The following is a 24036-nucleotide window of genomic DNA, read 5'->3' as shown; positions in this document are numbered from 1 at the left end:
GGAGGTCGCGCTTGATTTTGTGCAAGTGCGAAGTCTCCGTTGGACGTGCCTATACACCGTTTCGCCGACCAATCACGTGCGATAGCAACAATATTTCTTGCGTTTTTTGCAACTCAATGGGGTAAATGGCGCAGTTTGGGTGCAATGCAGCAAAAATCGCGCCCGTCGCGTCCGCCAGCGCCCATGATCTGGACATCTTGCCCCCTCGCGACTAACGGGTGGCCATGAGCGAGCACCCCATCTCCACACCCTCCGCCCCGGATCATTCCGACTCGATTCTCATCGTCGATTTCGGCAGCCAGGTGACCCAGCTGATCGCCCGCCGCGTGCGCGAGGCCGGGGTCTATTCCGAGATCGCCCCCTTCACCACCGCAGCAGCCGCTTTCGAGCGTATGAGCCCCAAGGGCATCATCCTCTCGGGCAGCCCGGCCTCGGTGCTGGAAGGCGGCCCGGCGATCCCGGAGGCCATTCTGGAGAGCGGCCTGCCGATCCTGGGCATCTGCTATGGTCAGCAGTCGCTGATGCATCAGCTGGGCGGTGAGGTTGTGCTGGGCGACTCCGGCGAGTTCGGCCGCGCCTTTATCGAGATCAACGACAGCTGCGCGCTGTTCAACGGCCTCTGGAATGTCGGCGAGAGCCATCAGGTCTGGATGAGCCATGGTGACAAGGTGACCAAGCTGGCCCCCGGCTTCCGCCCGGTGGCGGCCAGCCCGGGCGCGCCCTTCGCCGTTATCGCGAACGACGAGAAGCGCATCTACGCCATGCAGTTCCACCCCGAGGTGGTGCATACGCCCGATGGCGCCAAGCTGCTGAAGAACTTCGTGCGCCATGTCTGCGGCCTGTCGGGCGACTGGACCATGGCCGAATTCCGCAAGACCAAGATCGCCGAGATCCGTGAGCAGGTCGGCTCCTCGCGCGTGATCTGCGGTCTTTCGGGCGGCGTCGATTCGGCAGTGGCCGCGCTGCTGATCCACGAGGCGGTGGGCGATCAGCTGACCTGCGTCTTCGTCGACGGCGGCATTCTGCGTCAGGGTGAGGCCGAGCAGGTCGTCAGCCTGTTCCGCGGCCACTTCAACATTCCGCTGGTGCATGTCGATGCCGCCACGCTGTTCATGAACGGTCTGGCCGGGGTCACCGATCCCGAGGCCAAGCGCAAGTTCATCGGCAAGACCTTCATCGATGTGTTCGAGGGCGAGGCCAAGAAGATCGGCGGCGCCGATTTCCTGGCGCAGGGCACGCTGTACCCCGATGTGATCGAGAGCGTCAGCTTCACGGGCGGGCCGAGCGTCACGATCAAGAGCCACCATAATGTCGGCGGCCTGCCCGAGCGCATGAACATGAAGCTGGTCGAGCCGCTGCGCGAGCTCTTCAAGGATGAGGTGCGCGTGCTGGGCCGCGAGCTGGGCCTGCCGGAGATCTTCGTGGGCCGTCACCCGTTCCCCGGGCCGGGTCTGGCGATCCGCATCCCCGGCGAGGTGACGCGTGAGCGCTGCGACATCCTGCGCAAGGCCGATGCGGTGTATCTTGAGGAAATCCGCAACGCGGGCCTTTATGACGCGATCTGGCAGGCCTTCGCCGTGCTGCTGCCGGTGAAGACGGTCGGCGTGATGGGCGATGGCCGCACCTACGATAACGTCTGCGCCCTGCGCGCGGTGACCAGCACCGATGGCATGACGGCGGACATCTACCCCTTTGACGCCGCCTTCCTGAGCCGCGTGGCCACCCGCATCATCAATGAGGTGAAGGGCATCAACCGCGTCGTTTACGACTACACCAGCAAGCCCCCCGGCACGATCGAGTGGGAATAAACCCGCGCATCGCCTGAAGGTTTGAAAAGGCCCCCTGTCCCTTGGCGGACCGGGGGCCTTTTTCTTGGCGCGGGCTATAGCGCGATGTGCCGTGTCACGCCGATGGCTTCGAGAAAACGAGGGTCATGGCTGACCACCAGCAGAGCGCCGTTATAGGCGCAAAGCGCCTGTTCGATCACCTCGATGGAGTCGAGATCGAGGTGATTCGTCGGCTCGTCCAGCATCAGCAGTTGCGGGATGGGCTGGGCGGAGAGCACGCAGGCCAGACCGGCGCGCAGGCATTCGCCGCCGCTCAGGTCTCGTACCAGCCTTTCACCCTCCTTGTTGCGGAAAGCGAAGCGGGCCAGCGCGGCGCGGGCGGCATTCTCGTCCAGCGCGGGGTTGAGGTGGCGGATGTTCTCCACCAGTGTCATCGCGCGGTCCAGCATGCCCACGCTTTGATCCAGCCATGCCAGCCTGTCGCTGCGCTGGATGCGGCCCGAGGTGGGCGTCAGCAGGCCGGCGGCCAGTTTGAACACGCTGGTCTTGCCCGCGCCGTTGCGCCCGCTCAGCGCCACGCGTTCGGGGCCGCGCAGCTCGAAGGAGAGGGTGTCGATCACCTTGCGCTCGCCTGCCTGCCAGCAGACATCCTCGAAGGCGATCAGCAGCCTGTGCGAGGGCAATCCGCAAGGCGACATCGCCATGGTCAGGGGCGCGATCACGTCCACCTTCTCGCGTGCGGAGGCCAGTGATCCGGCCATCATCGCGACCTTTTGCTCCGAGAGGACAGCGCCGCGCGCGCCGCTGTTTTCGGCCCTTTCGCGCTGGCGGCCCAGCAGGATGGCGGGCGCGCTGCCGCTGGCGCCATAGGCGCGGCCCGCCGAATCGCGCCGGGCCTGCCTTTCGTGGGCCTGCTGCGCCTCGCGCCTGGCCGAGCGGAGCTGGCGGGTGGCGTTTTGCAGCTCTGCCTCGGCCCGCGCTGCGGCGGCATCGCGTTTGGCGGCCCAGCTTGACCAGCCGCCGGTGTGGATCGCCACGTCGGTGGGGGACAGCGAGAGGATGCGATCCATGCCCTCCAACAGGTCTCGATCATGGCTGACCACCAGCGCTCCGCCACGCCAACTGGCCAGCAAGGCGATGACGGCGTTGCGGCCATCCTGATCGAGATTGTTGGTCGGTTCATCAAGCAACAGCAGGTCGGGCGGATCGAGCAGCAATCCGGCGATGGCGATGCGTGTGCGTTCTCCGCCGCTGAAGCTGCCCAGCGGGCGTTCCAGATCGATCACCGGCAAACCGGCGGCCAGCAGCGCCTTTTCAAGCCTCTGGGGCAGGGACCAGTCGGCCTGCTCGAAATCCACGTCGTCGGCGATGCCGGTTTCGATGCGCCGCAGGATGTCCATGTGTTCGGCCAGGCCGAGCGCTTCGCAGGCGGTCTGGTTATCGGCCTGGGTGGTTTGCCGCAGCAGGCCGACCGTGCCCTCTATGGCAAGGCTGCCCGCCTGAAGCGGTATCTCGCCAAGAATGGCCCTCAGCAGCGATGATTTGCCCGTGCCATTACGGCCGACAACGCCAATGCGCTCCCGCCCGACAGCAAGCGACAAAGAGGAAAACAGCGGGCGGCCAGCAGGCGTCGCCAACGCGATAGCATCGAGGGTCAGAAAAGCAGACATGACAAGCACCGGAACAACTTGAGAGACGAGCGAAAATCAGCGCGTCTTCCGGTCCATGTCATCCTCCTGCGAGCCGCTAGCGAAATGGCCGAGCCCATAGAGTGTAGCGGATGCCGCGGTGGACTGCAAATGCCTTATGAAACAGCGCCGGATCGCGCTAGGATGCGGGCATGATCCGCAAACCTGTCCTCCCCGCAGTGGCTCTGGCCGTTGCCGCCCTGAATGGCGCTTCGGCTCAGGCTGAAACAGCTGAGCATCGCTCCATCGTCATCACCTCGCCGGAGCCCCTGCCTGCCAAACTGCCCGCGGCGCATCAGCGCCTGCGCGTCTTTCTGGGTGGCAGCATCGATATGGGGCACGCGCCAGACTGGCAGAAGGATATGATCGCGGCGCTGGCGCAGGACGATGTGGAGATCCTCAACCCCCGCCGCCCCGATTGGAACCCCGCATGGCGGCCAGAGGCCAATGAGCCGGAATTCCGCCGCCAAGTGGAATGGGAACTCTCGGCCCTGGAGAGCGCCGATGTGATCGTGCTCTATCTGGCGCCCGGCTCACAAAGCCCGATCAGCCTGCTGGAGATGGGCCTGCATGCCCGCTCCGGCAAGCTGATCGTGCTGTGTCCGCAAGGGTTTTGGCGCAAGGGCAATGTCGATATCACCGCCGAGCGTTACGGCGTGCAGCAGGTCGCCGATCTGCCCGCGTTGACTCAGGCGGTAAAGGCGAAGCTGGCGGCACTGCGCCAGCGCTGATGCGAAAAGACCGGAGCGTCTTGCGCCCCGGCCTCCGGTTCAGCAGGCTTGGCCAACCGCGACAGGCTCCTGCGCAGGCTCGCCGCGCATCGCCACCACACAGACCAGCCCCGAAGCCGCGGCGACAGCCCCGGCCAGCGCCACCGCCGGATAACCCAGACCCAGCGAGATCACCCCGCCGCCCAGCGCCGCGCCCACGGCATTGCCCAGATTGAACGCGCCGATGTTCATGGCCGAGGCCAGATTTGGCGCATCCTTCGCCGCCTTCATCACCCGCACCTGCAGCGGTGGCACCAGCGCAAAGCTGGCGATGCCCCACAGGAAGACCAGCACGGCGGTCGGCGCGGCATGGCTCATCGTCAGGGCGAAAGCGGCCAGGATTGCCGCCAGCGAGGCCAGCGTGACCATCAGCGTGCGGTCCACCGAGCGGTCGGCGAATTTGCCGCCCAGCCCGTTGCCCACCGTCAGCCCCACGCCATAGGTGACCAGCATGGCGGTCACAAAGCCCAGCGAGGCGCCGGTGACCTCACGCAGGATCGGGGTGATGTAGGTGAAGACGGTGAACATCGCGCTGGAACCGATCACCGTCAGCGCCAGCGCGCCCAGCACCGGCTTGCGGGTCAGCACGCGCAGTTCCGCGCCAGCGTCGCCGCCTTCGGGTGCGGGCAGGGTGGGCAGGGTGAGGCGCAGGGCGATCATCGTGGCGCCGCCCAGCGCGGCAATGCCCCAGAAGGACGCGCGCCAGCCCATATGCTCGCCTGCCCAGGTGGCCAGCGGCACGCCCACCACATTGGCGATGGTCAGCCCCATGAACATGGTGGCGACGGCGCCCGCCTGCTTCTGCGGCGGCACCAGACTGGCCGCCACCAGCGAGCCGACGCCGAAAAACGCGCCATGGTTGAAGGAGGTGAGCACGCGCGCCGCCAGCAGCATGGCATAGCCGTGCGAGACGGCGGCCAGCAGATTGCCCAGCGTGAAAATGCCCGCCAGCAGGATCAGCAGGCTGCGCCTTGGCACGCGGCCCGTGGTCAGCGTCATCAGCGGGGCGCCGATCACCACGCCCAGCGCATAGGCGCTGATCAGCAGACCGGCGGTGGGGATGGAGACGCCCAGATCCCCGGCGATCACCGGCAGCAGGCCCATCGGCGCGAATTCGGTGACGCCGATGCCGAAGGCGCCGACAGACAGGGCCAGAAGCCCGGGGTTGATCTTCATCGCTGTGTCCTCACGCGAAAGGGGGGAGAGGGTAGGACGGGGGGAGGGCCCATGCCCTGCTATCGCAGCGCATAGATGGACTTTGTTGGCCCCAAGCGGTAGCCGGGCTGGACGCGAAGGATTTTTGCATCAGGAGCAAAGATGGAGAACTCGCTGGCAGGCGGCGGAGACCGGGCCCGCGCCCTGACCCTGTTCACCGCCGTGGTGGAGCAGGGCAGCTTTTCCGGCGCGGGGCGCTTGCTGGACCTCAGCCCCTCGGCGGTGAGCCGCGCCATCGACCGCATCGAGGCGCGGCTCGGTGTGCGCCTGCTGCTGCGCACCACCCGCGCCCTGACCTTGACCGCCGAGGGGCAGGCCTATCTTCAGATGGCGCGGCGCATTCTGGCCGATCTCGACGATGCCGAGCAGCAGATCGCCGATCAGGGCGCGCCGCGCGGGCGGTTGCGGGTCAGCGCGGCGCTGTCGCATGGGCGGCTTTGCGTGGTGCCGCTGCTGGGGGATTTCGCGGCGCTCTATCCGCATATTCTGGTGGACATTGCGCTGACCGATACGCTGGTCGATGTGGCGGGCGGGCAGGCCGATGTGGCGATCCGCTTCGGGCCGCTGGCCGACAGCACGCTGACGGCGCGCAGGTTGGGCGAGACGCGGCGGGTGATCGTGGCCGCGCCCTCTTTTCTGGAGCGCCATGGCACGCCGCAGGCGCCCGAGGATCTGCACCGCTTCAATTGCCTGAATTTCAACTTCCGCCGCGTTGAGCCGGTCTGGCCCTTCCGGCGGGACGGGCGCGATTACGCGCTCTCGGTCAAAGGCAACATCGAGGCCAACAATGGCGAGACGCTGGGCCAACTGGCGGCGGCGGGCGTGGGCGTGGCGCGGGTGGGCCGCTTCAGCGTGGAGGAGGAGATGGCTTCCGGCCAGCTTGTGCCCATTCTGGAAGAGTTCAACCCGGGCGATGTCGAGGCGATCCATGCGGTCTTCGTCGGTGGGGCGGGCACGCCCACGCGCATCCGCGCCTTCGTGGATTTTCTGGCCGAGCGGCTGCGCTGATCGGGCTTTTGTTGTCGCATCGTTTTAGCGAAAAACCGGTGCCCACTTGTTCGCGCGATGCTTCGGCTTGCATCGCGGGGCGACCAACGCCTAGGAGCCTGCCATGCGTATTGCTCTTTTCGAACCGGAAATCGCTGGCAATGTCGGCGCTGTGCTGCGGCTTTGCGCCTGTTTCGGCGCGGCGGTCGATCTGATCGAGCCCATGGGCTTCCTCTGGGATGACCGGCGCGTGCGCCGAGCGGCGATGGATTATATCGACCATGTCTCCGTCACCCGCCACGCCGGTTTCGCGGCTTTCCAGGAAACAATCGGCGCTGCCCGGCTGGTGCTGTTCACCACCAAGACCGACCAGTCCGCCTATGGCTTCAGCTACCGGCCCGACGATGTGCTGATCTTCGGCAAGGAAAGCGCAGGCGTGCCCGCGGCGGTCTCCGATGCCTGTCAGGCCAGAGTGCGCATCCCGATGCGGCCCGAGGTGCGTTCGATGAATCTGGCCACCTCGGCGGCGCTGGCGCTGGGCGAGGCGCTGCGCCAGACGGGCAGCCTGCCGGGCTGACATTGCGACCAGCCGTTCAGCGCCGATCCTGCGGAATTTGCGCCGGATCGCGTCCATCGCGGAGCCTTTGTCGGGAGCAAATCGCCGGCCCGATGGTTTAGGCCTTGGATCGTCAGGACCGTCACATTTCTATCTCTACCAAATAACTAGGTATTGGAAGAAATTCTATCGCGCATGGCGGCCCCGCCAAGCGTAAGAAGGCATGACAGCTTGTGATGACCCGAATGCAGGCCAGCCCGGTCAGCGGAGTCTTGCGCGATGGATTTTGTCACGATCGATTTCGAAGCCAGTTGCTTGCCCCGCCATGGGCGGTCTTTCCCGATCGAGCTGGGGATTTCCGGCCCGCAAGGCACGCTCTCCTGGCTGATCCGCCCGCATGACAGCTGGCAGGGCTGGGACTGGACCGAGGAAGCCTTCGCCGTCCACGGCATCACGCGTGAGCAGCTGGAGCGGGAAGGCCTCGCCCCCGATCTGGTGATGGCGCAGGCCCTGCGGGCGATCGGCGCTGCGCGGGTGATTGCCGACAGCCGCATCGATGCCGGTTGGTGGGCCACGCTGAGCGAAGCCTCGGCAGGGCAGGGCGCGGCGGTCCGTATCAGGCATGTGGATACGCTCTTCGACGAAATGGGCGCGACCCATGGCCAGATCATGGCGGCACAAACCCATGCCGACCTGCTGTGCCCCGAGCGCCACCGCGCCGGGGCCGATGCGCGATGGTTGCGGTTGCTGCTGGACCGCTTGCTGGAAGAGCAGCCTGTGTCCGCGCCTTTGGTGCCTGACGATCTGCCGGTCCTGCAGCCGGGGCCGGTGGGAACGGGGTTGTTTGCTTGATGTCCCAAGGGGATTGAGCAGGGATGCGGCCAACAAAGACTCCCCCTCGCATCGTCTGCCTTAAGCCGAAAGCCGGATCGCCTTGGGCATGATCAACCGTGCCAGACCATCGATCTTGGCCGTCCCGCGCTGCACCCGCTTGGCCTCATACAAGGCGGTGTCGGCGCGGTGGAGCAGGTCGCTGCGGTTTTCGTCGCCGGTTTCCAGCCAGCAGGCGCCGATGGTGGCCGAGACGTGGACGCTTTCCACCGCATTGCTCACCGTATGGCGCAGATCCTGAAGCAGGCGCTGCATCAGCCCGGGCAAATCCGCCAGCAGGGTGCGGTCGCTGACCATCAGCACGAATTCATCGCCTCCCAGCCGCGCCGCGAAGCTGCCCTCAAGGTAGGAGGCCTGCAGGCGTGAGGCCATCAAACGCAACAGATCGTCGCCAGCGGGGTGGCCGCAGCGGTCGTTCACGGCCTTGAAATTGTCGAGGTCGATCAGCAGCAGCGCCATGGGATCCTGATCGCCCGCCCTCTCATCCTGGCTGGCGCGCAACAGCTTTTCGTCGAGGTGATGGTTGAAATGGCCGCGGCTGGCCAGGCCGGTCAGCGCATCGGTGTTGGCGGTGCGGCGCAGGGCCTGCTCCATCTGGTAGCGCTCGGTGACGTCCTGAAACACGCCGATCAGGGCGACGGGCTTGCCGTCCGCCAGCTCCAGTTCGGCCATGCTCCGCACGCGGCGCAACTGGCCCTGCGCGTTGATGAAATCGCTCTCGAAATCGAAGGGCGCCCCGGTGCTGATGGAGCGGTGCATCGCCGCCTCGATGATCGTGCGGGAGGCCAGCGGAAAAAACTCCATCGCCTCGGCCAGCGGCGTGCCGTCGCCCACGGGGACGCCATGGATGGCATAGGTCTGTTCCGACCATTCGGCGCGATTGTCGTCCAGAGTCAGCCGCCATGAGCCGACATTGGCCATGCGCTCGGCCTGACGCAGCTTGCGATTGGACTGATCCAGCTTGCGCAGGGCATGGCCGCGTTCGTCGGCGAGGCGCAGCGCGTCGGCGGTGGTGGCGCGGGCTTCCATCAGGGCTTCGGCCAGTTCGGCCAGTTCGTTCAGCAATTCCAGCTCTTGCGCGCCGAAGCTGCGGGGCTTGTCGTCGATGACGCAGAGCGTGCCCATGGGCTGCGCCTCGCCCTCGTTCTGGCCGGCGCGCAGGGGCACGCCGGCATAGAAACGCACGCCCGGAGCGCCGGTGACCAGCGGGTTGCGTGCGAAGCGTTCGTCCGCCGTGGCATCGGGCACCACCAGCGCGTCATTGGCGGCCACGGCATGGGCGCAGAAGGCCACCTCGCGCGGGGTCTGGCTCACGTCCAGCCCGGTCTTGGCCTTGAACCACTGGCGGTCCTTGTCGACCAGCGAGACCAGCGCGATCTTGCAGCCCAGCAGATGGCTGGCCATGCGCACGATGGTGTCGAATTCGCGCTCGGGCGGGGTGTCGAGCAGGCCCAGATGCTCCAGAATCGCCATCCGCTCCGCCTCGGTGGGCGGCAGGGGAGCAGGGCTGTAACCAAGGCTTGTGCGGTCGACCATGATCGTTTGCATAGCCGTGATCGCCTTAACAGTGTGCTGTTACGCAGCTACGCTGATCCGCATTTTCGCGTGTGGTGTGCCCTTTGGGGCAAGGGGCGGGCGGCGTGCCTGTTTTCGCGAGGTTTTCTCAGTCCAGGGGCAGTTCTTCAGGGAACTCATCCCCTTCGCGAAGCGTCTTGCACAGGTGGGGTGATGGCGAAGAGGGGGCAAGGAGGGCGCAAGCCATGAACTGCACAGGCGCGAATCGAGTCTCCGCTTTGAGTCGGGAGCCCCACCCATGACCGGCCCCCTGCCGCTGGTCTCGCTGCAAAAGCTGGAGCTGCATCCCGACCCCACCCGCACGGTGATCCGCCCTTTCTGGCCCGGGGGATCGGATGAGGCGGGCAGGGCGCGGATCAAGGCCACGGTCGAGCGCATCATGGCCTTCGACGATGACGCGCTGGTGCGCCAGCTCGACCGGACATGGCGCTCGCTGGAGGCGCGGCACAGCGGCACGCGCGCCGCGCTGCTGCGCCGGGCCGACGAACTGGACGAGATGCTTGGCTGCGTTGCGGGCCTGCCGGAATCGCGGCGCCTGCTGCTGGGCGCCTATTTCAGCGCGGAATATGCCTTCGAGGCCGCCGCCCTGTTCAACCCCAGCATCGTGCGCCACCCCGATCACCCCGAGGATGAGGATGGCGAGACGCGCTTTATCCTCTCGCTGCGCGGGATCGGGGAGGGGCATCTCTCCTCGGTCACCTTCCGCACCGGCACATGGCACAAGGATGGATCGGTGAGCGTCGATGCGCCGGGGCCGACCGGCGTGCCCCCTGTGCTGGGCGAGGTGCGGGGCTGGAAGGATGCGCAGACCATCCAGATCGACTGCACCGGCGCCTGCGACCCGTCCGAGGCCGTGCTGTTCCCGGTGCTGGCCAGCCAGAGCCGGGGGATCGAGGATCTGCGCCTCACCCGCTTCACCTTCCCCGATCGCACCACCTATGTCGGCACCTACACCGCCGTCGGGCCGGAGCGCGCCTGTCAGGAGCTGATCCAGACCGACGATTTCCGCTCCTTCAAGATGCATCCTGTGGCGGGTGATCTGGCCAACGCCAAGGGCATGGCGCTGTTCCCCCGCAAGTTTGGCGAGCGCTATCTGGCCATCGGGCGGCAGGACAATGAGAACCTCTGGCTGGCTTCCTCCGAAGACCTGTTCACCTGGGATGGCGGCACGAAGCTGGCCACGCCCACCTATCCCTGGGAAAGCATCCAGCTGGGCAATTGCGGTTCTCCGCTGGAGATTGAGGAGGGCTGGCTGCTGCTCACGCACGGCGTGGGGGTGATGCGCAACTATTGCATGGGCGCGATGCTGCTCGACCGTGACGATCCCTCGAAACTGATCGGGCGGCTGGCCGAGCCGCTGATCGAGCCGGGCGACAGCGAGCGCGACGGCTATGTGCCCAATGTGGTCTACAGCTGCGGGGCGCTGGTGCGGGGGCGCAACCTGCTGCTGCCCTATGCGGTGGCCGATGATTATACGCGCTTCGCCACGGTGTCGCTCGACCGGCTGGTGGCGGAGATGGCGTGACCACCCCTTGGCAGAACCCTGAGGCATTCCCATAGAGGAAGCCCCCCCTTTCGCCTTTCAGGTATCTCCTTGACCCGCAACCGCTATTATTCCGGCCCCGTCACCGATCATTTCGACGGCGAGTGCTTCACCAGCCCGATCCCCACGCCCGACAAAAGCCTCGGCGAGGTGCTGCGCTGGAGCTGGACCTCCCAGCGCGAACGCTGGCCGCAAAGCGTGGCGATCACCCCCGCTGTGCCCAATCCGCGTGAGCAGGAGACCCGCATCACCATCGTCGGCCATGCCACGCTGCTGATCCAGAGCGGCGGGGTGAACATGCTGACCGATCCGCTGTTTTCGCAGCGCGCCAGCCCGTTCAGCTTCGCCGGGCCGCGCCGCGTCTGCCCGCCGGGGGTGCGTTTCGAGGATCTGCCCAAGATCGACATCGTGCTGCTCAGCCACAATCATTATGACCACCTCGATGTGGTGACGCTCAAGAAGCTGGTGGCGCGTGACGATCCGCGCATCGTCACGCCCTTGGGCAATGACACCATTGTGCGCAAATCCATCCCCCGCGCCCGCACCGAGGCGGGCGACTGGTGGAGCCAGCACTGGCTGGGCAAGGATATGCAGGCGGTGATCGTGCCCGCGCAGCACTGGTCGGCGCGGGGGCTGCGGGATCGTCGCCATGCCTTGTGGTGCGGCTTTATGCTCAGGCTGCGTGACGGGCTGCTCTATTTCGCGGGCGACACCGCCTATGGCAATGGCGGCATCTTCCGCGATCTGCGCGCGCGGTTTGGCGCGCCCGATCTGGCGCTGCTGCCGATCGGCGCCTATCGCCCGCGCTGGTTTATGGGGCCGCAGCATACCGACCCGGATGAGGCGGTGCAGATCATGCAGGATCTGGGCGCGCGCCGGGCGCTGGGCATCCATTGGGGCGTCTTCCCGCTCAGCGACGAGGGCCGCGATACCCCCCGCGAAGACCTCGCCCGCGCCCTGAACGCGCGCAGCATTCCTGCCGAGCGCTTCCCGGCCGCCGAACCGGGCTCGGCGTGGAATCTGGTCGAGCCGAACTGAAAACAGGCGCCCCGCAAAGGGCGCCTGCTTCCACTCGCTGCCTGATGAAACCCGATTAGTGCAGAGTCGCCCCGGCGGTGGCCTGCGCCATCAACGGGGTGGCGGCGGGCTGGGCCGGGCGCGAGAGCGCCATGGCCAGAGCACAAACCACCGCGCGGGCCAGAGAGGTGCCCGCCGCCGTGGTCTCGCCGCGATCGGCCAGCACCACCGAAACGAGATATTCCCCTGCCGCCCCGCGTGAGACGAAGAAGCCGCTGTCCGCGCTGATGAAGCGCAGCGCCAGCGTTTCGGCGGCCCCGGCGGCCAGCAGATGCTCGATCACCGTGGGCTCAAGAGCGAGGACGCCCTCGGCCAGATCGGGATGCGGGGCATGGCGGATCAACTCGGCCAGACGGCGAAGGGCATCGCCGTCGCTCATGGCGTCATTGTCCAGCAACCAGTCCACCAGCAGTTCCAGCTCGCGGCTCCAGCGACCCCAGTTCGGCGAATTTTCCAGATTATGGTGCAACCGTCTTCTCCGTTTTGCCGGATTATGACAGGCTGATCTTTGTGCCTTCTTGACCGCGTTCTGGGTAGTTTTCACAGGGTGGGCGACACAGAAAACCGGGGTGCTGTTAACCATTGTGAGCCGCGCTTTCCTGCCGCTTACACCGCGATGCTGCGAAGCAAAGGTTGAGACGGATAAAGGCGCCGCGCCACCAGTGCCGGATCGAGCCCGAAATGGCCCGCCACCGCCCCGCAAACCAGCGCCTCGGTGGCCAGCGTGGGTTTGAGATCGCGCGCCTCGAACAGCGCGCCCTGCGACAGGCCGGGCCAGTCGGCGATCACCCGCCCGCCGTTCAGACTGCCGCCCGCCAGCAATGCGGCGCTGCCCGTACCATGATCCGTGCCGCCCGTCCCATTGATCGCGGCGGTGCGCCCGAATTCGGTGGCGACCAGAATCAGAGTCTCGCTCCACGCCGGGCCCAGCGCCTGAGCCGCGCCATCGATCAGCGCGTCGAGATCGCTCAGCGCCTTGTTCTGCTGGGCGATCTGGTTGTTATGCGTGTCCCACCCGCCAGTCTCGATCATCAGCACGCGCGCGCCTTGCGGGCCCTGCATCAGTTTCGCGGCCATGCGCCCCAGATCGGCGGGCGACATGCCACGCCGCACCGGCAGCGCGCCCAGACTGTCGCGGGTTTCCATCACGCTTTGCCACAGGCCGTGCAGTTGCGGGTCTTGCGCATAGAGGCGGCTGACCCGCCCGATCATATCCTCCTGCGCCTGCGGCAGGCCCGAGGGGGCATAGGACGACACCGGCGCGGCCCCGCGCAGTGCCATCGGCACATCGGGCGAGAGCGCCAGCGCCTTGCCGTCGGGCAGCAGCGGCAGCAGCCGGTTCAGCCAGCCGCCCTTTTCCGCATAGGGCTGGGTGCCGCCCGATTCGAGGATGTTCTGCCCGTCGAAATGCGAGCGGTCGCGATAGGCCGAGGCCACCGCATGGACCACGATGGCCTGCTTGCGCTCATACATCCCCGCAAGCTTGCCCAGCGCGGGGTGCAGCGAGAAGGTGTCGTTGAGCTTGTGGGCGTTCTTCAGCGCATCCTGAAAACCGCCGCGCAGCGCGCTGAAGCCCGGATCGCCCAATGGCGGCGCGGTGTGCAGCCCGTCCGCCGCCCCGCGCTGGATGATGAAGATGAAGCGCTTCTCGGTGCTGGCGGTGGCGGCGTGCAGCAGGGCGGGATGGATCGCGCTGAGCGCCACGGCGGCAGCGGAACGGGCGAGCAGGGAACGCCTGTTGAGTCGGGGGCCTTCGATCATATCAGCACCTCAGCATTTCAGGCGAGACGAGCAGCAGCGCCAGCCCCTGCCGCGGCGATTCCGCCCCGGCGACGGCGGCGGCGGTGGCGGGCGAGAGGTCGCTGCTGAACAGATGCTGCGCCAAAGCGCGCGGATCGCGGATCGAGGCGCCGGCCTGCCCCGCCACCCGGCTGGCCAGCTCGACCCGGCGCAGCAGCGCATCGGGGGCCGCCCAGCTGGCGGCGATGTCATCGTAACCGGCAGGCGAGCCGGGGCGCCAGATCGTCTGGCCCAGATCGGTCAGGCTGTCGACCAGCGCATGGTCGTTGGTCTTGCCCAGCGCCTCGGCGCCCGCCGGGCCCAGCGCGCGGTACACGGCGATGGTCCACAGCCATGGATCGCGGAATTTGGCGGGGCTCGGTTTCCACGCCTCCTTGGCCTCGATCAGCGCGCGATAGAGCGTGGGCAGGTCGCCGTCGCTGGAGAGATAGGCCTTCGCCAGATGCTTGACCAGCGCGGGCGGCGGATCGTCGGCCACCACATGGCGCGCCAGCTTGGTGGCGATATGGTGAGCGGTGGCGGGGTGGCGCGCGAAATCGGCCAGAATGGTGCGGCCCTGCATCTCGCCCTGCGGCGCATAGGTCTTGCCAAGGATCTTGCGCGCACCCGGCTCATGGATTGTGTCGACGAAGACGAAGCTGCCCACCGGCAGCGGATCGGTCAGCGCCTTGGGCAGGCCGCCGCGCGCGATGCCGGTCACGGTCCAGCCGGTCAGCGCGCGGGCGAATTCGGTGACATCCGCCTGCGTATAACCGCTGCGCACGCCCAGCGTGTGCAGCTCCATGATTTCCCGCGCGAGGTTTTCGTTCAACCCCACCTTGCGGCCATGCTTCGCCGCATCCAGCCCCACCTTGCTGCCCGGGCCCGAGGATTGCGCCTGCTGCAGATAGAGCAGCATGGCCGGATGGCGCTCGACCGCAAAGAGCATATCCTCGAAGCGGCCCAGCACATGGGGGCGGATCGCCTCGAACTCCATCAGCCCGCCAAGGCCCTGCACCGCCATCTGTTCGGTGGAGATTGCGAAGTGGTTGGACCAGAAATGCACCATCCGCTCGACGAAAGGCGTGTCGGTGGTCACGGCATTGCGGATGCGGCGACCGGCCTGAAGGTAATATTGCGCCTGAACGATGGATTTGGGTGCGGGCGGCAAGGCGCCGGGCGGGGCTGGCATTGCCGCGGGCATCGCGGCGGGGGCCATGCCCATCGGCGGGGGCGGGGTGAAGCCTGTCGGTTTCGGGGGCGCGGTGATGGGCAGCATGGCGGAGGCGCCAGGGGGCGGCATCGCGGGAGCGCCGTTCGCCGCCAGTTTGGCCTGCGCCGTCTTGGCCTGATTGAACGCCTTTTGCGCCGCCTGATAATCCATCAGATCCTGCGAGATCTGCGTGGCGCTGGCCAGCAGATCGGCACCGCCGATGGCGGCCTGGTAACGCACGAACTGATCCTCGATCCAGCGGCGCGGATCATCGATGCGCGCGTCCTGCGGGCCGGCGCCCAGACCAAAGCGGCTGGTGGCGATCAGTGCGGTGTTCATCGAGCGTGTTATCGACATGGGGCGGTTTGCCTTATGACGCCTTCCACGGGCGGACGTCCGGGCGTTTTTATGACTCTTTTATCGTGAGCAAAGGGTGAACGCCAGCGTCGCGCCGCGCCTGAATGACCGACCGCCGCGATGAAACGATATGGTGCGGTATCGCCCTGTTTCCGCGCCCTAATTCCATCGCAGGCGCCTATGGGGCAACTGCGCCGCACCCTTGCCTGAACCCACGATGAAGAAATACCTTGCAATTGTTTGTAAGTCGCAGAAAACAACGCGCGCCAAGAGGGGGCCGGCAGCGGCAAAAAACAATATGAACCGGATCAAGAACATCAAGGAACTGGCCGAACTGGCCGGCGTATCGACAGGGACCGTTTCACGCGCGCTGGCCGGATCGGCGCTGATCAGCCAGAAAACGCGCGACCGTATTCAGGCGCTGGCCGATGAACATGGCTTCCGCCCCAATGTGCTGGCCCGCAACCTGCGCATCCAGCGCACCGGCGCCATCGGCGTGCTGATCCCGCTGGGCCACGAGACCGGGCAGCACATCTCCGATCCTTTCTTCATCACCATGCTGGGCTTGCTGGCCGACGCCCTCACCGAGCGCGGCTATGACCTGCTGCTCAGCCGCGTGATCCCCACCGATGACCGCTGGCTGGACCGCATCACCGGCTCGGGCCGCGTCGACGGCGTGATCGTCATCGGCCAGTCCGACCAGTCCGCCGCGCTGGATCTGGTGGCGGGCCACTACCGCCCGCTGGTGGTCTGGGGCGGCCACACCCCAGGACAGAGCTATTGCTCGGTCGGTTCGGACAACCGCAAGGGCGGCGATCTGGCCGCCAGCCACCTGATCGAGCGCGGCTGCCAGCGCATCGCCTTCTTCGGTGACCCTGGCGCACCGGAAATCTCCCAGCGTCTCGAAGGCGCGCGCGACGCCATGGCCCGCGCCGGTCTGGCCGACCAACTGACCGTGTTGCCCGCGCATCTGGTGGCGGAAGCGGCGCACCCGGATATCGCGCGCTTCCTGTCGCAGGAAGGCCAGCGCCCTCAGGGCATCGTCGCGGCCTCGGACGTGATCGCCATGAGCGCCCTGCGCGTGCTGGCCGAGCAGGGGCTTTCGGTGCCGGGCGATGTGCGGGTGGTCGGCTATGACGGTCTGGCGCTGGGCGAGCAGACCTCGCCGCGCCTCACCACCGTGGCGCAGGAACTGACGCGGGGGGCGGAGCATCTGGTCGATATGCTGCTGCGGCGCATCGCTGGCGAGGAGACCCAGAGCGTGGTGATGCAGCCGGAATTGGTGGTCAGGCTTTCCAGTTAAGCAAGAAGGAAGATGCGAGGGGGTTATCCCCTCGCGCTCCCATGACGTCTCCCGCTGCATGGGCCGTGGCGCCCGATCGTTGCGCCCTGGCTCTCCACCTGCGCAAGGTGAAGCGCCGCAGGCAGTTCTCCATAAACCAAGCGCTGCGGAGGGCTTAAAGCCTGCGGCGCTATGAATTCGCGCCTGCCGGATAGGTTGCGCGCAACGTAGACAGTAAAGGGAGCGCGAGGGCGGTGGCCCTCGCCTTTCTCTCTTTACCCTTCTTCATCCAGAACCAGCGCCAAGGCCCCCAGCAGCCCGGCATTATCCCCCAGAGCGGGCGGCACGATGATCCCCGCAGGATCACCGGTAAAATAGCCGCCGCCCCATGACACCGCGCTTTCGCGCACCATCTCGATCAGCCCCGGCGCATGCATCACCCCGCCGCCCAGCACGATGCGGGCGGGTTCCATGATCGCCTGAAAGGTGCAGATCGCCTGGCCGATATACCATGCGATGATGGCGTGTGCGGGGTGGTCTGTGGGCAGGTCGGACAGGGATGCGTCCCAGCGGCCTTTCACCGCGGGGCCCGCGACGAGGCCTTCGAGGCAATCGCCGTGGAAGGGGCAGAAGCCGGGGTAGTTCTGATCCTGCGGGTGGCGGGCGATGCGGATATGGCCCATTTCGGGGTGGGAGAGGCCGTGCAGCAGGGTGCCTCCATGGCCTCCGGCGCTCACGAAGCCGCCGCCGATGCCGGTGCCGATGGTGAGGTAGAGCAGCGACTGGTGCCCCACGCCCGCGCCCCAGCGATATTCGGAGAGGGCCGCGCCATTGACGTCGGTGTCGAGGGCGACGGGGCAGGCGAAGGCCTTGGTGAAGGGGGCGATCAGATCGGCGCCGGTCCAGTGCGGCTTGGGGGTGCGGGTGATCTGGCCCCATGTGGGCGAGGCGCGGTTGAGGTCGAGCGGGCCGAAGCTGGCGATGCCGATGGCTTCGGGGATCAGTCCCTGATCCCGGAACCAGGCCACGGCCGTGCCCAGCGTTTCGGCGGGCGTGGTGGTGGGGATCTGGTGGCGGGCGTGGATGGTGCGGGTTTCATCCGCGATGCCCAGCACGAATTTGGTGCCGCCTGCCTCGATCAGGCCAAAGTCTGCCATGGGACCTCTCTTTCGTGGGCTGGTGTAGCGGGGGGCGGGGCAGGGCTCAATGGCGCGTGGTGGCTTCTGCCCGGCAAAGGGGGATCATGCTGAGCGCGGCGCAGAGCATCAGCGCGCCGGCAAGGGTGATGGCGCGGCGCGGGTCGCTGCCGAGCAGATGGTTGTAGATCCAGCCGAAGGTGAGCGAATTGAGGATCATGGGCGTCACCACCATCATGTTGAAGATGCCCATATAGACGCCGTTGCGCTGCGGCGGGATGGCGCGGGCGATGATGGCATAGGGGTTGCCCATGATGCTGGACCAGCCCAGCCCCATGCCTAGCGCGGTGAGCATCAGCCCCGGATGCAGCCCCAGCCCGGGCATGGCCAGCGCCGAGAACCATCGCGCGGTCAGGCTGGCGGGATCGGCCTGCGCGGGGCCCACCAGCGGCAGCCACAGCAGGCTCAGCCCGGCGAGCGTCAGGCAGGCGGCATGCAGGCGGGCGCGGCCCCAGCGGCGGCCCAGCGGCATCATCGCCAGCGCCGCGCCCACGCCGATAAAGGCGTAAAGCGCGCCCATCTGCTGCTGGGTCAGCACGGCCTCGCGGAAGGGCTGGCCGGTTTTGTCGGCAGTCTCGTAGGCTGAGCGGGCGATGGAAAGCGCGGCATAGGACCAATAGATCCATAGTGCGTACCACTGGAACAGGCTCATCCCCAGCATCTGGCGCATGGGTTTGGGCATGGCGCGCATCGCTTCCGCGATCTCCGCCAGCGTGGCGCGGGGGGAGTGGGAGGCCGCGGCGATCCCCGCCTGTTCCTGCGGGCTCAAGGGCAGTTCGGGCACGCGCAGCACGGACCACAGGATCGTCGTCAGAGACAGCACCGCGCCGATCACAAAGGCCAGATGGGTGACGGCGGGAATATGGTGCGCGTCGATCGCATGGCTGTCCACGCCCAGCAGATAGACCATGATCGAGGGGCTGAGATGCGCGAAGCCATGGCCCAGATTGGTGAGCGCGCTCTGCATCAGGAAGCCGCTGGCGTGCTGGTCTTCGCTCAGCCGATCGGCGACATAGGCGCGGTAGGGCTCCATGGAGATGTTGTTGCCCGCGTCCAGCAGCCAGAGCAGGCTGGCGGCCATGAGCACCGAGGTGGAAAAGGGCATGGCCAGCAGGCACAGGCTGCAGGTGATCGCCCCGATCAGGAAATAGGGCGTGCGCCGCCCGAAGCGGCTGAGCGTGCGGTCTGACAGGGCCCCGATCAGCGGCTGGACCAGCAGGCCCGTGACGGGGCCTGCCAGTTGCAGCAGCGGGATATGGGCGGGATCGGCGCCCAGCCAGCTGTAGATCGGCACCATATTGCCCTGCTGCAATCCGAAGCTGAACTGCAGGCCGAGGAAGCCCAGATTCATCTCCAGAATGCGCAGCAGCGACAGGCGTGGCCGTTGCGCAGGCTGCGCTGCGCCCGATGGAGTGGACTGGATCACGATCCTTTCTCCTCCTGCCTGTCAGGGTTCTAAAAGAACGCCCGCGTTTCGATTTTGTGCCTTCTTTCAGCAGCCTGCAAAGGGATCTCCAAAGCCGGTGGCGTAATGCGCGATGGCCATGGTCGAGAATTGCGCATTCACGCGAATGCAGGACGGGAAGACGCTGGCATCGGTGACCAGCACATTCTCCGTGCCATGCACGCGCAATTCGGTGTCAACCACGCCCTCATCGGCTTCGCAATGGATCGGATTGCCGCCATGGGGGTGCGAGGATGACAGGGTGACATCGCCCGGCGCGCGGATCGCTTCCTCGAAGAAGGCGTCGATATCGTCGCCGGGGTAAAGGGTTTGTCCCTTCAGCGTGGCGGGCCACACCTCCAGCGCGCCAGCGGCGAAATGCACCCTGGTCAGCGTGGCGGCGGCGCGGCGCAGCAGGGCGCGGTCCCACTCCTCCAGCTGGAAATCCAGCTTGCCGCCCGAGATATGCCCGCGCCGGTCGCCGGGGAACAGCACGCCCGCCGAGCAGATCCGGCTGTAGTTGCGCATTCGCCGGTCCATCTCGCCGAACCAGCCCGGCATCAGCGAGGCCATGGAGAGCGGCGGCTGGAAATGGCTTTCCAGCAGGAAATCGCCGCAATCGACCATGGTGGCCATCTGGTCCTCGTCCCACGCCGGGCTGGTGCCCTCGGGCATCAGGCAGGGGATGGGCGAGGCGATGTTGAGCGAAATGCCCTTGCCCGTGCCATCCACATCCGAACGGTCCAGCAGCAGCGAGGAGGCGATGGTGCCGCAGGCCACCACCACGCCCTTTTTCGCGGCGATGGTCTGCTTCACGCCATCCTCGTCGATGATTTCCACGCCGGTGGCGCGGCGGCGTCCATGGGGCAGCTTCTGCCAGAGGATGCGCTCGACGCGGGTGCGGTCGAGGATGCGCATGCCGTGGTTGGCGCAGGCATCGGGCAGATAGCTTTGCCCCATGCCGTTGCGCCGCCCATAGCCGCAGCCGGTGTTGCAATAGCCGCAATAGGCGCAGGCGTCGTCCGTGCCCGAGGGGCCGAAATTCTTGGAGAACCAGCCGGCCTTGGCGCGCTGCGCCCAGGCCTCATCGGTCTGCGTGACGAATTTGCCCCAGCCGCGCAGCAGATGCGGGCCGTTGCTGCGCGAGGATTGCGGCTCGATGGGGCGGATCTGGAGGTAATCCTGCACCGCATCGAAGCTGGCGCTCATCCGCTTGCGGTCGAGCGAGGCGCCCATTGTGTCCCACAGGTCGAGCGGGTTGGGGGCATCCGGATGGGTGAGCGGATCGTCGAACAGATGGATGCAGATGCCATTGTTGATCGTGGGCGACCCGCCGACATTGCGGCCCTGAAAGACGATGAACTCATCGTTCTTGCTGGATTGCAGTGCGCCATGCTTGAAAAGATGCGAGGCCATCGCCCGTTCTTCATGGGTGATGTTGTAGGAGGGGTAGAAAGGCCCGGCCTCCACCATCAGCACCTTGTAGCCGCGCCGCGCCAGATTGCGCGCCGAAACCGATCCGCCCGATCCCGAGCCGATCACGATGATGTCGATATCATCGGCCACCATCTCGCGGTTGATGACATGGCGCGGGTTGATGTCGCGCCCGGCGATGCGGGTGAGGGGGCGTTCTTCCGGCGTGCGCTCGCGATACAGCGGCAGGGTGAAGTCGATCTGGCGATGGACCGGATTGTCCTGATTGGCCTTCTGCCCCTCGATCATGGCGTCGCCGTCCTCGGCGTCCTGCCAATAGCCGTAATAGCTGAAATAGAGCAACGCGCGCAGACGGGCCATATCCTTGAAAAGATAGAACTCTGTGTCGCGCATGCGGTGTTCGATGCGCTCCTTGCGGTGTTCGATGGAAAGCGCCGTGAACAGCGGGCCCATGGCGATATCGGCCAGGGTGACGGCGGTGCTGATCTCTTGCGCCTTGGTGCCGCCGATCATGCTGAAGATGGTCTGCAGATTGTCCACCACCTGATCGGTGGTGATCGCCATCTCGGTGAAATCGTCGAAGAGCGCTTCGGCCAGAGCGCGCAGGAAGCCGGTCTGAAGGTGGTTGAAATAGAGCTGCGGCATGAGTGTCCTTGGGCTGTCCCTGAAGCGCGCCGAGTCGCCGGGAGGCGGCGTGGCAGTCGGCGCATAGAAAAGGCTAAGTTGTGGCCAGAAAGTAGGCAAGCAGTTGCAATCGTTTACGGAAATAGACCTAAATTTCACGGGATTCTACGGATGTTGCAACTGCGAGAATTGCGCCAGACATTGTGCCGATTTCGCACGGGAGGCGGAATCGGCTTGCGGGGATTCGCCGGTTTCCCCTTTTTGGGACACTTTCTTGTCGGGTCGTCGTTACTGCAGTGTTGATTGCCTGCACTGTGCGGGCGCACGCTTGTCGTGACGACAAGGAATATGCTCATGACCGCTTCGCTGCTGACCAGAATGCCGATCACCATCCGCGAATGGCGGCTGCGCCTGACCGATCTGTGCCGGATGAGCGCTCTGGCGCCCGTGCAGGATGAGAATGCGATGCTGCGCATGGCCTATCACCTGCTGGCCTGCCTGCCCGAGACCGACAGCCTGCTGGGCGATCACCTGCCGCCGCTGGCTCAGTTCGACACGCTGCTGTCCGCCGGCGCGCATGATACGGCGGCGCTGGCGCTGATTCCCGAAAGCGGCAGCTTCCTGCTCAGCCGCAATGGCGATGGCACCTGCCTGGCCTCGGTGCTGCTGCCCGGACTGGAAGAGGAAATGACCAGCGAGGGCACGACCCCCGCGCTGGCGCTGGTTTCGGCGCTGGCTGCGGCGCTGGCCTCGCTCGCCCCGGAGGTTGAGGCGCCGATGATTCGCTGCGAGGCCTCTGCCTTTGGCGATGCCCCTCTGGCCGGCGACACGGCTCTGGCCGCGACCGATCCCCTGCGGGACGATCCCTATCGCCGCCCCGCAGGCATTGCCCTGCATTGATGGCTGGTTAGTTCGGCCCGCTGGGCGGCGAAAAGCGCGCCTTCAGCGCCTCCACCCCGATGGTGTTCACGGCGGACAAGGGGCAGTCGGCCTGTAGCAGCGTGGCCAGCCAGCGCTGCTTCTGGGCAATCAGATCGATCGACTGCAGCGTGCGCAGATGGCTGCTCATCACGGCGGGGTCGATGCACAGCACCGTGCCCAGATCCTCGATCTCGGCGGCCAGTTCGTGAAGCACATCGGCCACGGTGGTCAGATGCGCCGCAATATGGCGTTCATCGGTCATGCCGCTTCACCTGCCTGATGGTCTTCGGCCAGCGCCGCCAGATTGAGCACCATCACCATCCGCTCGTCGATGGCGGCCAGTCCTTCCAGAAAGCTGACGATGGGATCGCCACTGGTGGTGGGCGGCTGCTGCAGCGTGTCGCCATCGATGGTGACGATATCGCTGACGGCGTCGACGATCAGCCCGCAGGACTTGCCGCCCAGCTGGGTGACGATGATCGCATGGCGCGGAGTGGGCGCCGTGGGCTCCCAGCCCAGCCTTGCGGCAAGATCGACCACCGGCAGCACCGTGCCGCGCAGATTGACCACGCCCGCCACATAGGCGGGAACATGGGGCAGGCGGGTGGTCGGGGTCCATGCGCGGATCTCGCGGATCGCCATGATGTCGAGGCCGAAGACCTGCCCGGCCACTTCGAAGGTGATGAGTTCGCGCTGCATGGGATGCTATCCTGCCCTGCAAAAGTTTGCGATTCGGTGAGCGAGGCGATGAATGCCCCGGTTCAGTGAGCGACGCGACGAACCGCAGCGACCAGCTTTTCCGGATCGAAAGGCTTGATGATCCAGCCGGTGGCCCCGGCCTGACGGGCGCGGGCCTTCTTTTCCTCGCTGCTTTCGGTGGTCAGCACCAGAATGGGCCGGTCGCGGTGGCGGCTGCCCTGGCGCAGGCGCTCGATCAGGCCGAAGCCGTCGAGGCGGGGCATGTTGATATCGGTGATGACGACATCGACCTCGTTCATCGCCAGCCATTCGAGGGCGACTTCGCCATCCTCGGCCTGCGCCACGTCGAAGCCATGGCCGGTCAGGGCATGGTTCAACAGGGCGCGCATGCTGGCGCTGTCATCAACGGTCAGAATTCGGGTGGTCATGGATGGCTCGCTTTCTAGAAAAGTTCGACGTTGCCGTCCGCACGTTGCGGACGCGGGGTTGGAGTGGTGGGAGAAACCAGCGTGTTTTCAACGATGCGGCAGCGCACCTGACCGCGCGCCGGGCGGAAATCGACGCGGCGGGCGTGAATGCCGCCCAGATCCTCGCGCGCGATGGTGATGCCTTCATGGGTCAGGAACTGCCGGGCGAACTCGGCGTTGCGCAGGCCGATGCGCTCCAGCCCGGCGTTGAGATTGGCGCCGCCATAGAGATGCGCGCGCAGCCGTGCCTTGGCCGCGCCATGGGCCAGCATGTCGTTGATCAGCACTTCCATCAGATAGACGCCGTAATGCTCGTCGAAATCGGCGAGGCAGGCGGAGGCGGGCGGTTCGGCCAGCAGGAAATGGTTCATGCCGCCCACCTGCGCCACCGGATCGAACAGGCAGGTCGCCACGCAGCTGCCCAGCAGGGTGGAGAACTCCGCCAGCGGCTGGTCCGAGATCTGCGATTGTCCCTGCAGAATGCTGATCCGCGTGATGGAGGAAACCGGAGGGGCGAAATGCATCGACATC

The 24036-nt window shown here is 66.3% G+C and carries 22 protein-coding genes; 9 read left to right on the top strand and 13 right to left on the bottom strand.

The genetic code is table 11. From position 1 onward, the window contains the following. Nucleotides 1–224: 224 nt before the first annotated feature. Nucleotides 225–1808 carry a glutamine-hydrolyzing GMP synthase gene (guaA, locus tag SR3_RS18680; RefSeq protein ID WP_157098951.1) on the top strand — a complete coding sequence of 528 codons (1584 nt, stop codon included), beginning with the start codon at nt 225–227 and terminating at the stop codon, nt 1806–1808. A 74-nt stretch (nt 1809–1882) separates the two neighbouring features. On the opposite strand, the gene SR3_RS18675 is transcribed toward guaA, so the two are convergent. Then, complete coding sequence (locus tag SR3_RS18675) at nt 1883–3457, bottom strand: ATP-binding cassette domain-containing protein (RefSeq protein ID WP_068089740.1); 1575 nt, start codon at nt 3455–3457, stop codon at nt 1883–1885. A gap of 170 nt (nt 3458–3627) precedes the next feature. On the opposite strand from SR3_RS18675, the gene SR3_RS18670 reads away from it, so the two are divergent. Beyond that, a complete protein-coding gene (locus tag SR3_RS18670; RefSeq protein ID WP_068089712.1) occupies nt 3628–4206 on the top strand; it encodes a nucleoside 2-deoxyribosyltransferase domain-containing protein in 579 nt (192 codons plus the stop codon). A gap of 39 nt (nt 4207–4245) precedes the next feature. Here SR3_RS18670 and SR3_RS18665 read toward each other — a convergent pair whose 3' ends face one another. Further along, the gene (locus tag SR3_RS18665; protein WP_068089709.1) at nt 4246–5421 is read right to left on the bottom strand and encodes an MFS transporter; all 1176 of its coding nucleotides are present in this window, start codon (nt 5419–5421) and stop codon (nt 4246–4248) included. 141 nt (nt 5422–5562) lie between these two features. Between SR3_RS18665 and SR3_RS18660 the strand changes: the two genes are divergently transcribed. The 3 genes from SR3_RS18660 (at nt 5563) to SR3_RS18650 (ending at nt 7855) form a co-directional block, all read left to right on the top strand. Next, nucleotides 5563–6468 carry a LysR substrate-binding domain-containing protein gene (locus SR3_RS18660; RefSeq protein WP_068089707.1) on the top strand — a complete coding sequence of 302 codons (906 nt, stop codon included), beginning with the start codon at nt 5563–5565 and terminating at the stop codon, nt 6466–6468. 103 nt (nt 6469–6571) lie between these two features. Further along, a complete protein-coding gene (locus SR3_RS18655) occupies nt 6572–7024 on the top strand; it encodes a tRNA (cytidine(34)-2'-O)-methyltransferase (RefSeq protein WP_068089705.1) in 453 nt (150 codons plus the stop codon). A 258-nt stretch (nt 7025–7282) separates the two neighbouring features. Next, nucleotides 7283–7855: a 3'-5' exonuclease family protein gene (locus SR3_RS18650; RefSeq protein ID WP_068089703.1), complete on the top strand. Its 573-nt coding sequence runs from the start codon at nt 7283–7285 to the stop codon at nt 7853–7855. A gap of 60 nt (nt 7856–7915) precedes the next feature. On the opposite strand, the gene SR3_RS18645 is transcribed toward SR3_RS18650, so the two are convergent. Continuing rightward, nucleotides 7916–9430 carry a diguanylate cyclase domain-containing protein gene (locus SR3_RS18645; protein ID WP_084455704.1) on the bottom strand — a complete coding sequence of 505 codons (1515 nt, stop codon included), beginning with the start codon at nt 9428–9430 and terminating at the stop codon, nt 7916–7918. A gap of 277 nt (nt 9431–9707) precedes the next feature. Here SR3_RS18645 and SR3_RS18640 point away from each other — a divergent pair, with 277 nt between their 5' ends. Continuing rightward, on the top strand, nt 9708–10994 hold the full coding sequence (locus SR3_RS18640; protein WP_068089701.1) for a glycoside hydrolase family 130 protein: 1287 nt from the start codon (nt 9708–9710) through the stop codon (nt 10992–10994). Between the two features lie 69 nt (nt 10995–11063). Beyond that, on the top strand, nt 11064–12050 hold the full coding sequence (locus SR3_RS18635; protein WP_068089699.1) for an MBL fold metallo-hydrolase: 987 nt from the start codon (nt 11064–11066) through the stop codon (nt 12048–12050). Nucleotides 12051–12105: 55 nt separating this feature from the next. Here SR3_RS18635 and SR3_RS18630 read toward each other — a convergent pair whose 3' ends face one another. The 3 genes from SR3_RS18630 to SR3_RS18620 all read right to left on the bottom strand — a co-directional run bounded on the left by SR3_RS18630 (nt 12106) and on the right by SR3_RS18620 (nt 15438). Beyond that, nucleotides 12106–12558, bottom strand: a complete 453-nt coding sequence (locus tag SR3_RS18630; protein WP_068089697.1) for a hypothetical protein — start codon at nt 12556–12558, stop codon at nt 12106–12108. A 137-nt stretch (nt 12559–12695) separates the two neighbouring features. Further along, on the bottom strand, nt 12696–13850 hold the full coding sequence (locus tag SR3_RS18625) for a DUF1501 domain-containing protein (protein WP_068089695.1): 1155 nt from the start codon (nt 13848–13850) through the stop codon (nt 12696–12698). Nucleotide 13851: 1 nt separating this feature from the next. Further along, nucleotides 13852–15438 (bottom strand): DUF1800 domain-containing protein, encoded by a 1587-nt coding sequence (locus SR3_RS18620; RefSeq protein ID WP_245653984.1) that lies wholly within the window; start codon nt 15436–15438, stop codon nt 13852–13854. 298 nt (nt 15439–15736) lie between these two features. On the opposite strand from SR3_RS18620, the gene SR3_RS18615 reads away from it, so the two are divergent. Next, nucleotides 15737–16741 (top strand): LacI family DNA-binding transcriptional regulator, encoded by a 1005-nt coding sequence (locus SR3_RS18615; protein ID WP_068089692.1) that lies wholly within the window; start codon nt 15737–15739, stop codon nt 16739–16741. A gap of 254 nt (nt 16742–16995) precedes the next feature. On the opposite strand, the gene SR3_RS18610 is transcribed toward SR3_RS18615, so the two are convergent. From SR3_RS18610 to SR3_RS18600, 3 genes are all read right to left on the bottom strand, one after another. Next, nucleotides 16996–17877 carry an ROK family protein gene (locus SR3_RS18610; RefSeq protein ID WP_068089690.1) on the bottom strand — a complete coding sequence of 294 codons (882 nt, stop codon included), beginning with the start codon at nt 17875–17877 and terminating at the stop codon, nt 16996–16998. 46 nt (nt 17878–17923) lie between these two features. Continuing rightward, nucleotides 17924–19342 carry an MFS transporter gene (locus SR3_RS18605; RefSeq protein WP_307562617.1) on the bottom strand — a complete coding sequence of 473 codons (1419 nt, stop codon included), beginning with the start codon at nt 19340–19342 and terminating at the stop codon, nt 17924–17926. A gap of 66 nt (nt 19343–19408) precedes the next feature. Then, entirely contained in the window at nt 19409–21439 is a 2031-nt protein-coding gene (locus tag SR3_RS18600; protein ID WP_068089688.1) for a GMC family oxidoreductase N-terminal domain-containing protein, read from the bottom strand. Between the two features lie 333 nt (nt 21440–21772). On the opposite strand from SR3_RS18600, the gene SR3_RS18595 reads away from it, so the two are divergent. Next, nucleotides 21773–22318 (top strand): hypothetical protein, encoded by a 546-nt coding sequence (locus tag SR3_RS18595; RefSeq protein WP_068089687.1) that lies wholly within the window; start codon nt 21773–21775, stop codon nt 22316–22318. A gap of 7 nt (nt 22319–22325) precedes the next feature. Here SR3_RS18595 and SR3_RS18590 read toward each other — a convergent pair whose 3' ends face one another. The 4 genes from SR3_RS18590 to SR3_RS18575 all read right to left on the bottom strand — a co-directional run bounded on the left by SR3_RS18590 (nt 22326) and on the right by SR3_RS18575 (nt 24035). Further along, nucleotides 22326–22601 (bottom strand): hypothetical protein, encoded by a 276-nt coding sequence (locus SR3_RS18590; RefSeq protein WP_068089685.1) that lies wholly within the window; start codon nt 22599–22601, stop codon nt 22326–22328. Next, nucleotides 22598–23038 (bottom strand): chemotaxis protein CheW, encoded by a 441-nt coding sequence (locus SR3_RS18585; protein WP_068089683.1) that lies wholly within the window; start codon nt 23036–23038, stop codon nt 22598–22600. The genes SR3_RS18590 and SR3_RS18585 overlap by 4 nt, the downstream gene beginning before the upstream one ends. Nucleotides 23039–23100: 62 nt before the next feature. Then, entirely contained in the window at nt 23101–23466 is a 366-nt protein-coding gene (locus SR3_RS18580; protein WP_068089681.1) for a response regulator, read from the bottom strand. A gap of 14 nt (nt 23467–23480) precedes the next feature. After that, entirely contained in the window at nt 23481–24035 is a 555-nt protein-coding gene (locus tag SR3_RS18575; protein WP_245653983.1) for a chemotaxis protein CheD, read from the bottom strand. Nucleotide 24036: the final 1 nt, after the last annotated feature.

Origin of the sequence: Novosphingobium rosa NBRC 15208 (genome assembly GCF_001598555.1) — a bacterium.
GTDB lineage: Bacteria > Pseudomonadota > Alphaproteobacteria > Sphingomonadales > Sphingomonadaceae > Novosphingobium > Novosphingobium rosa.
Note: the sequence above shows the minus strand (reverse complement) of the source record. Positions and strands in the feature narration are given on the sequence as shown.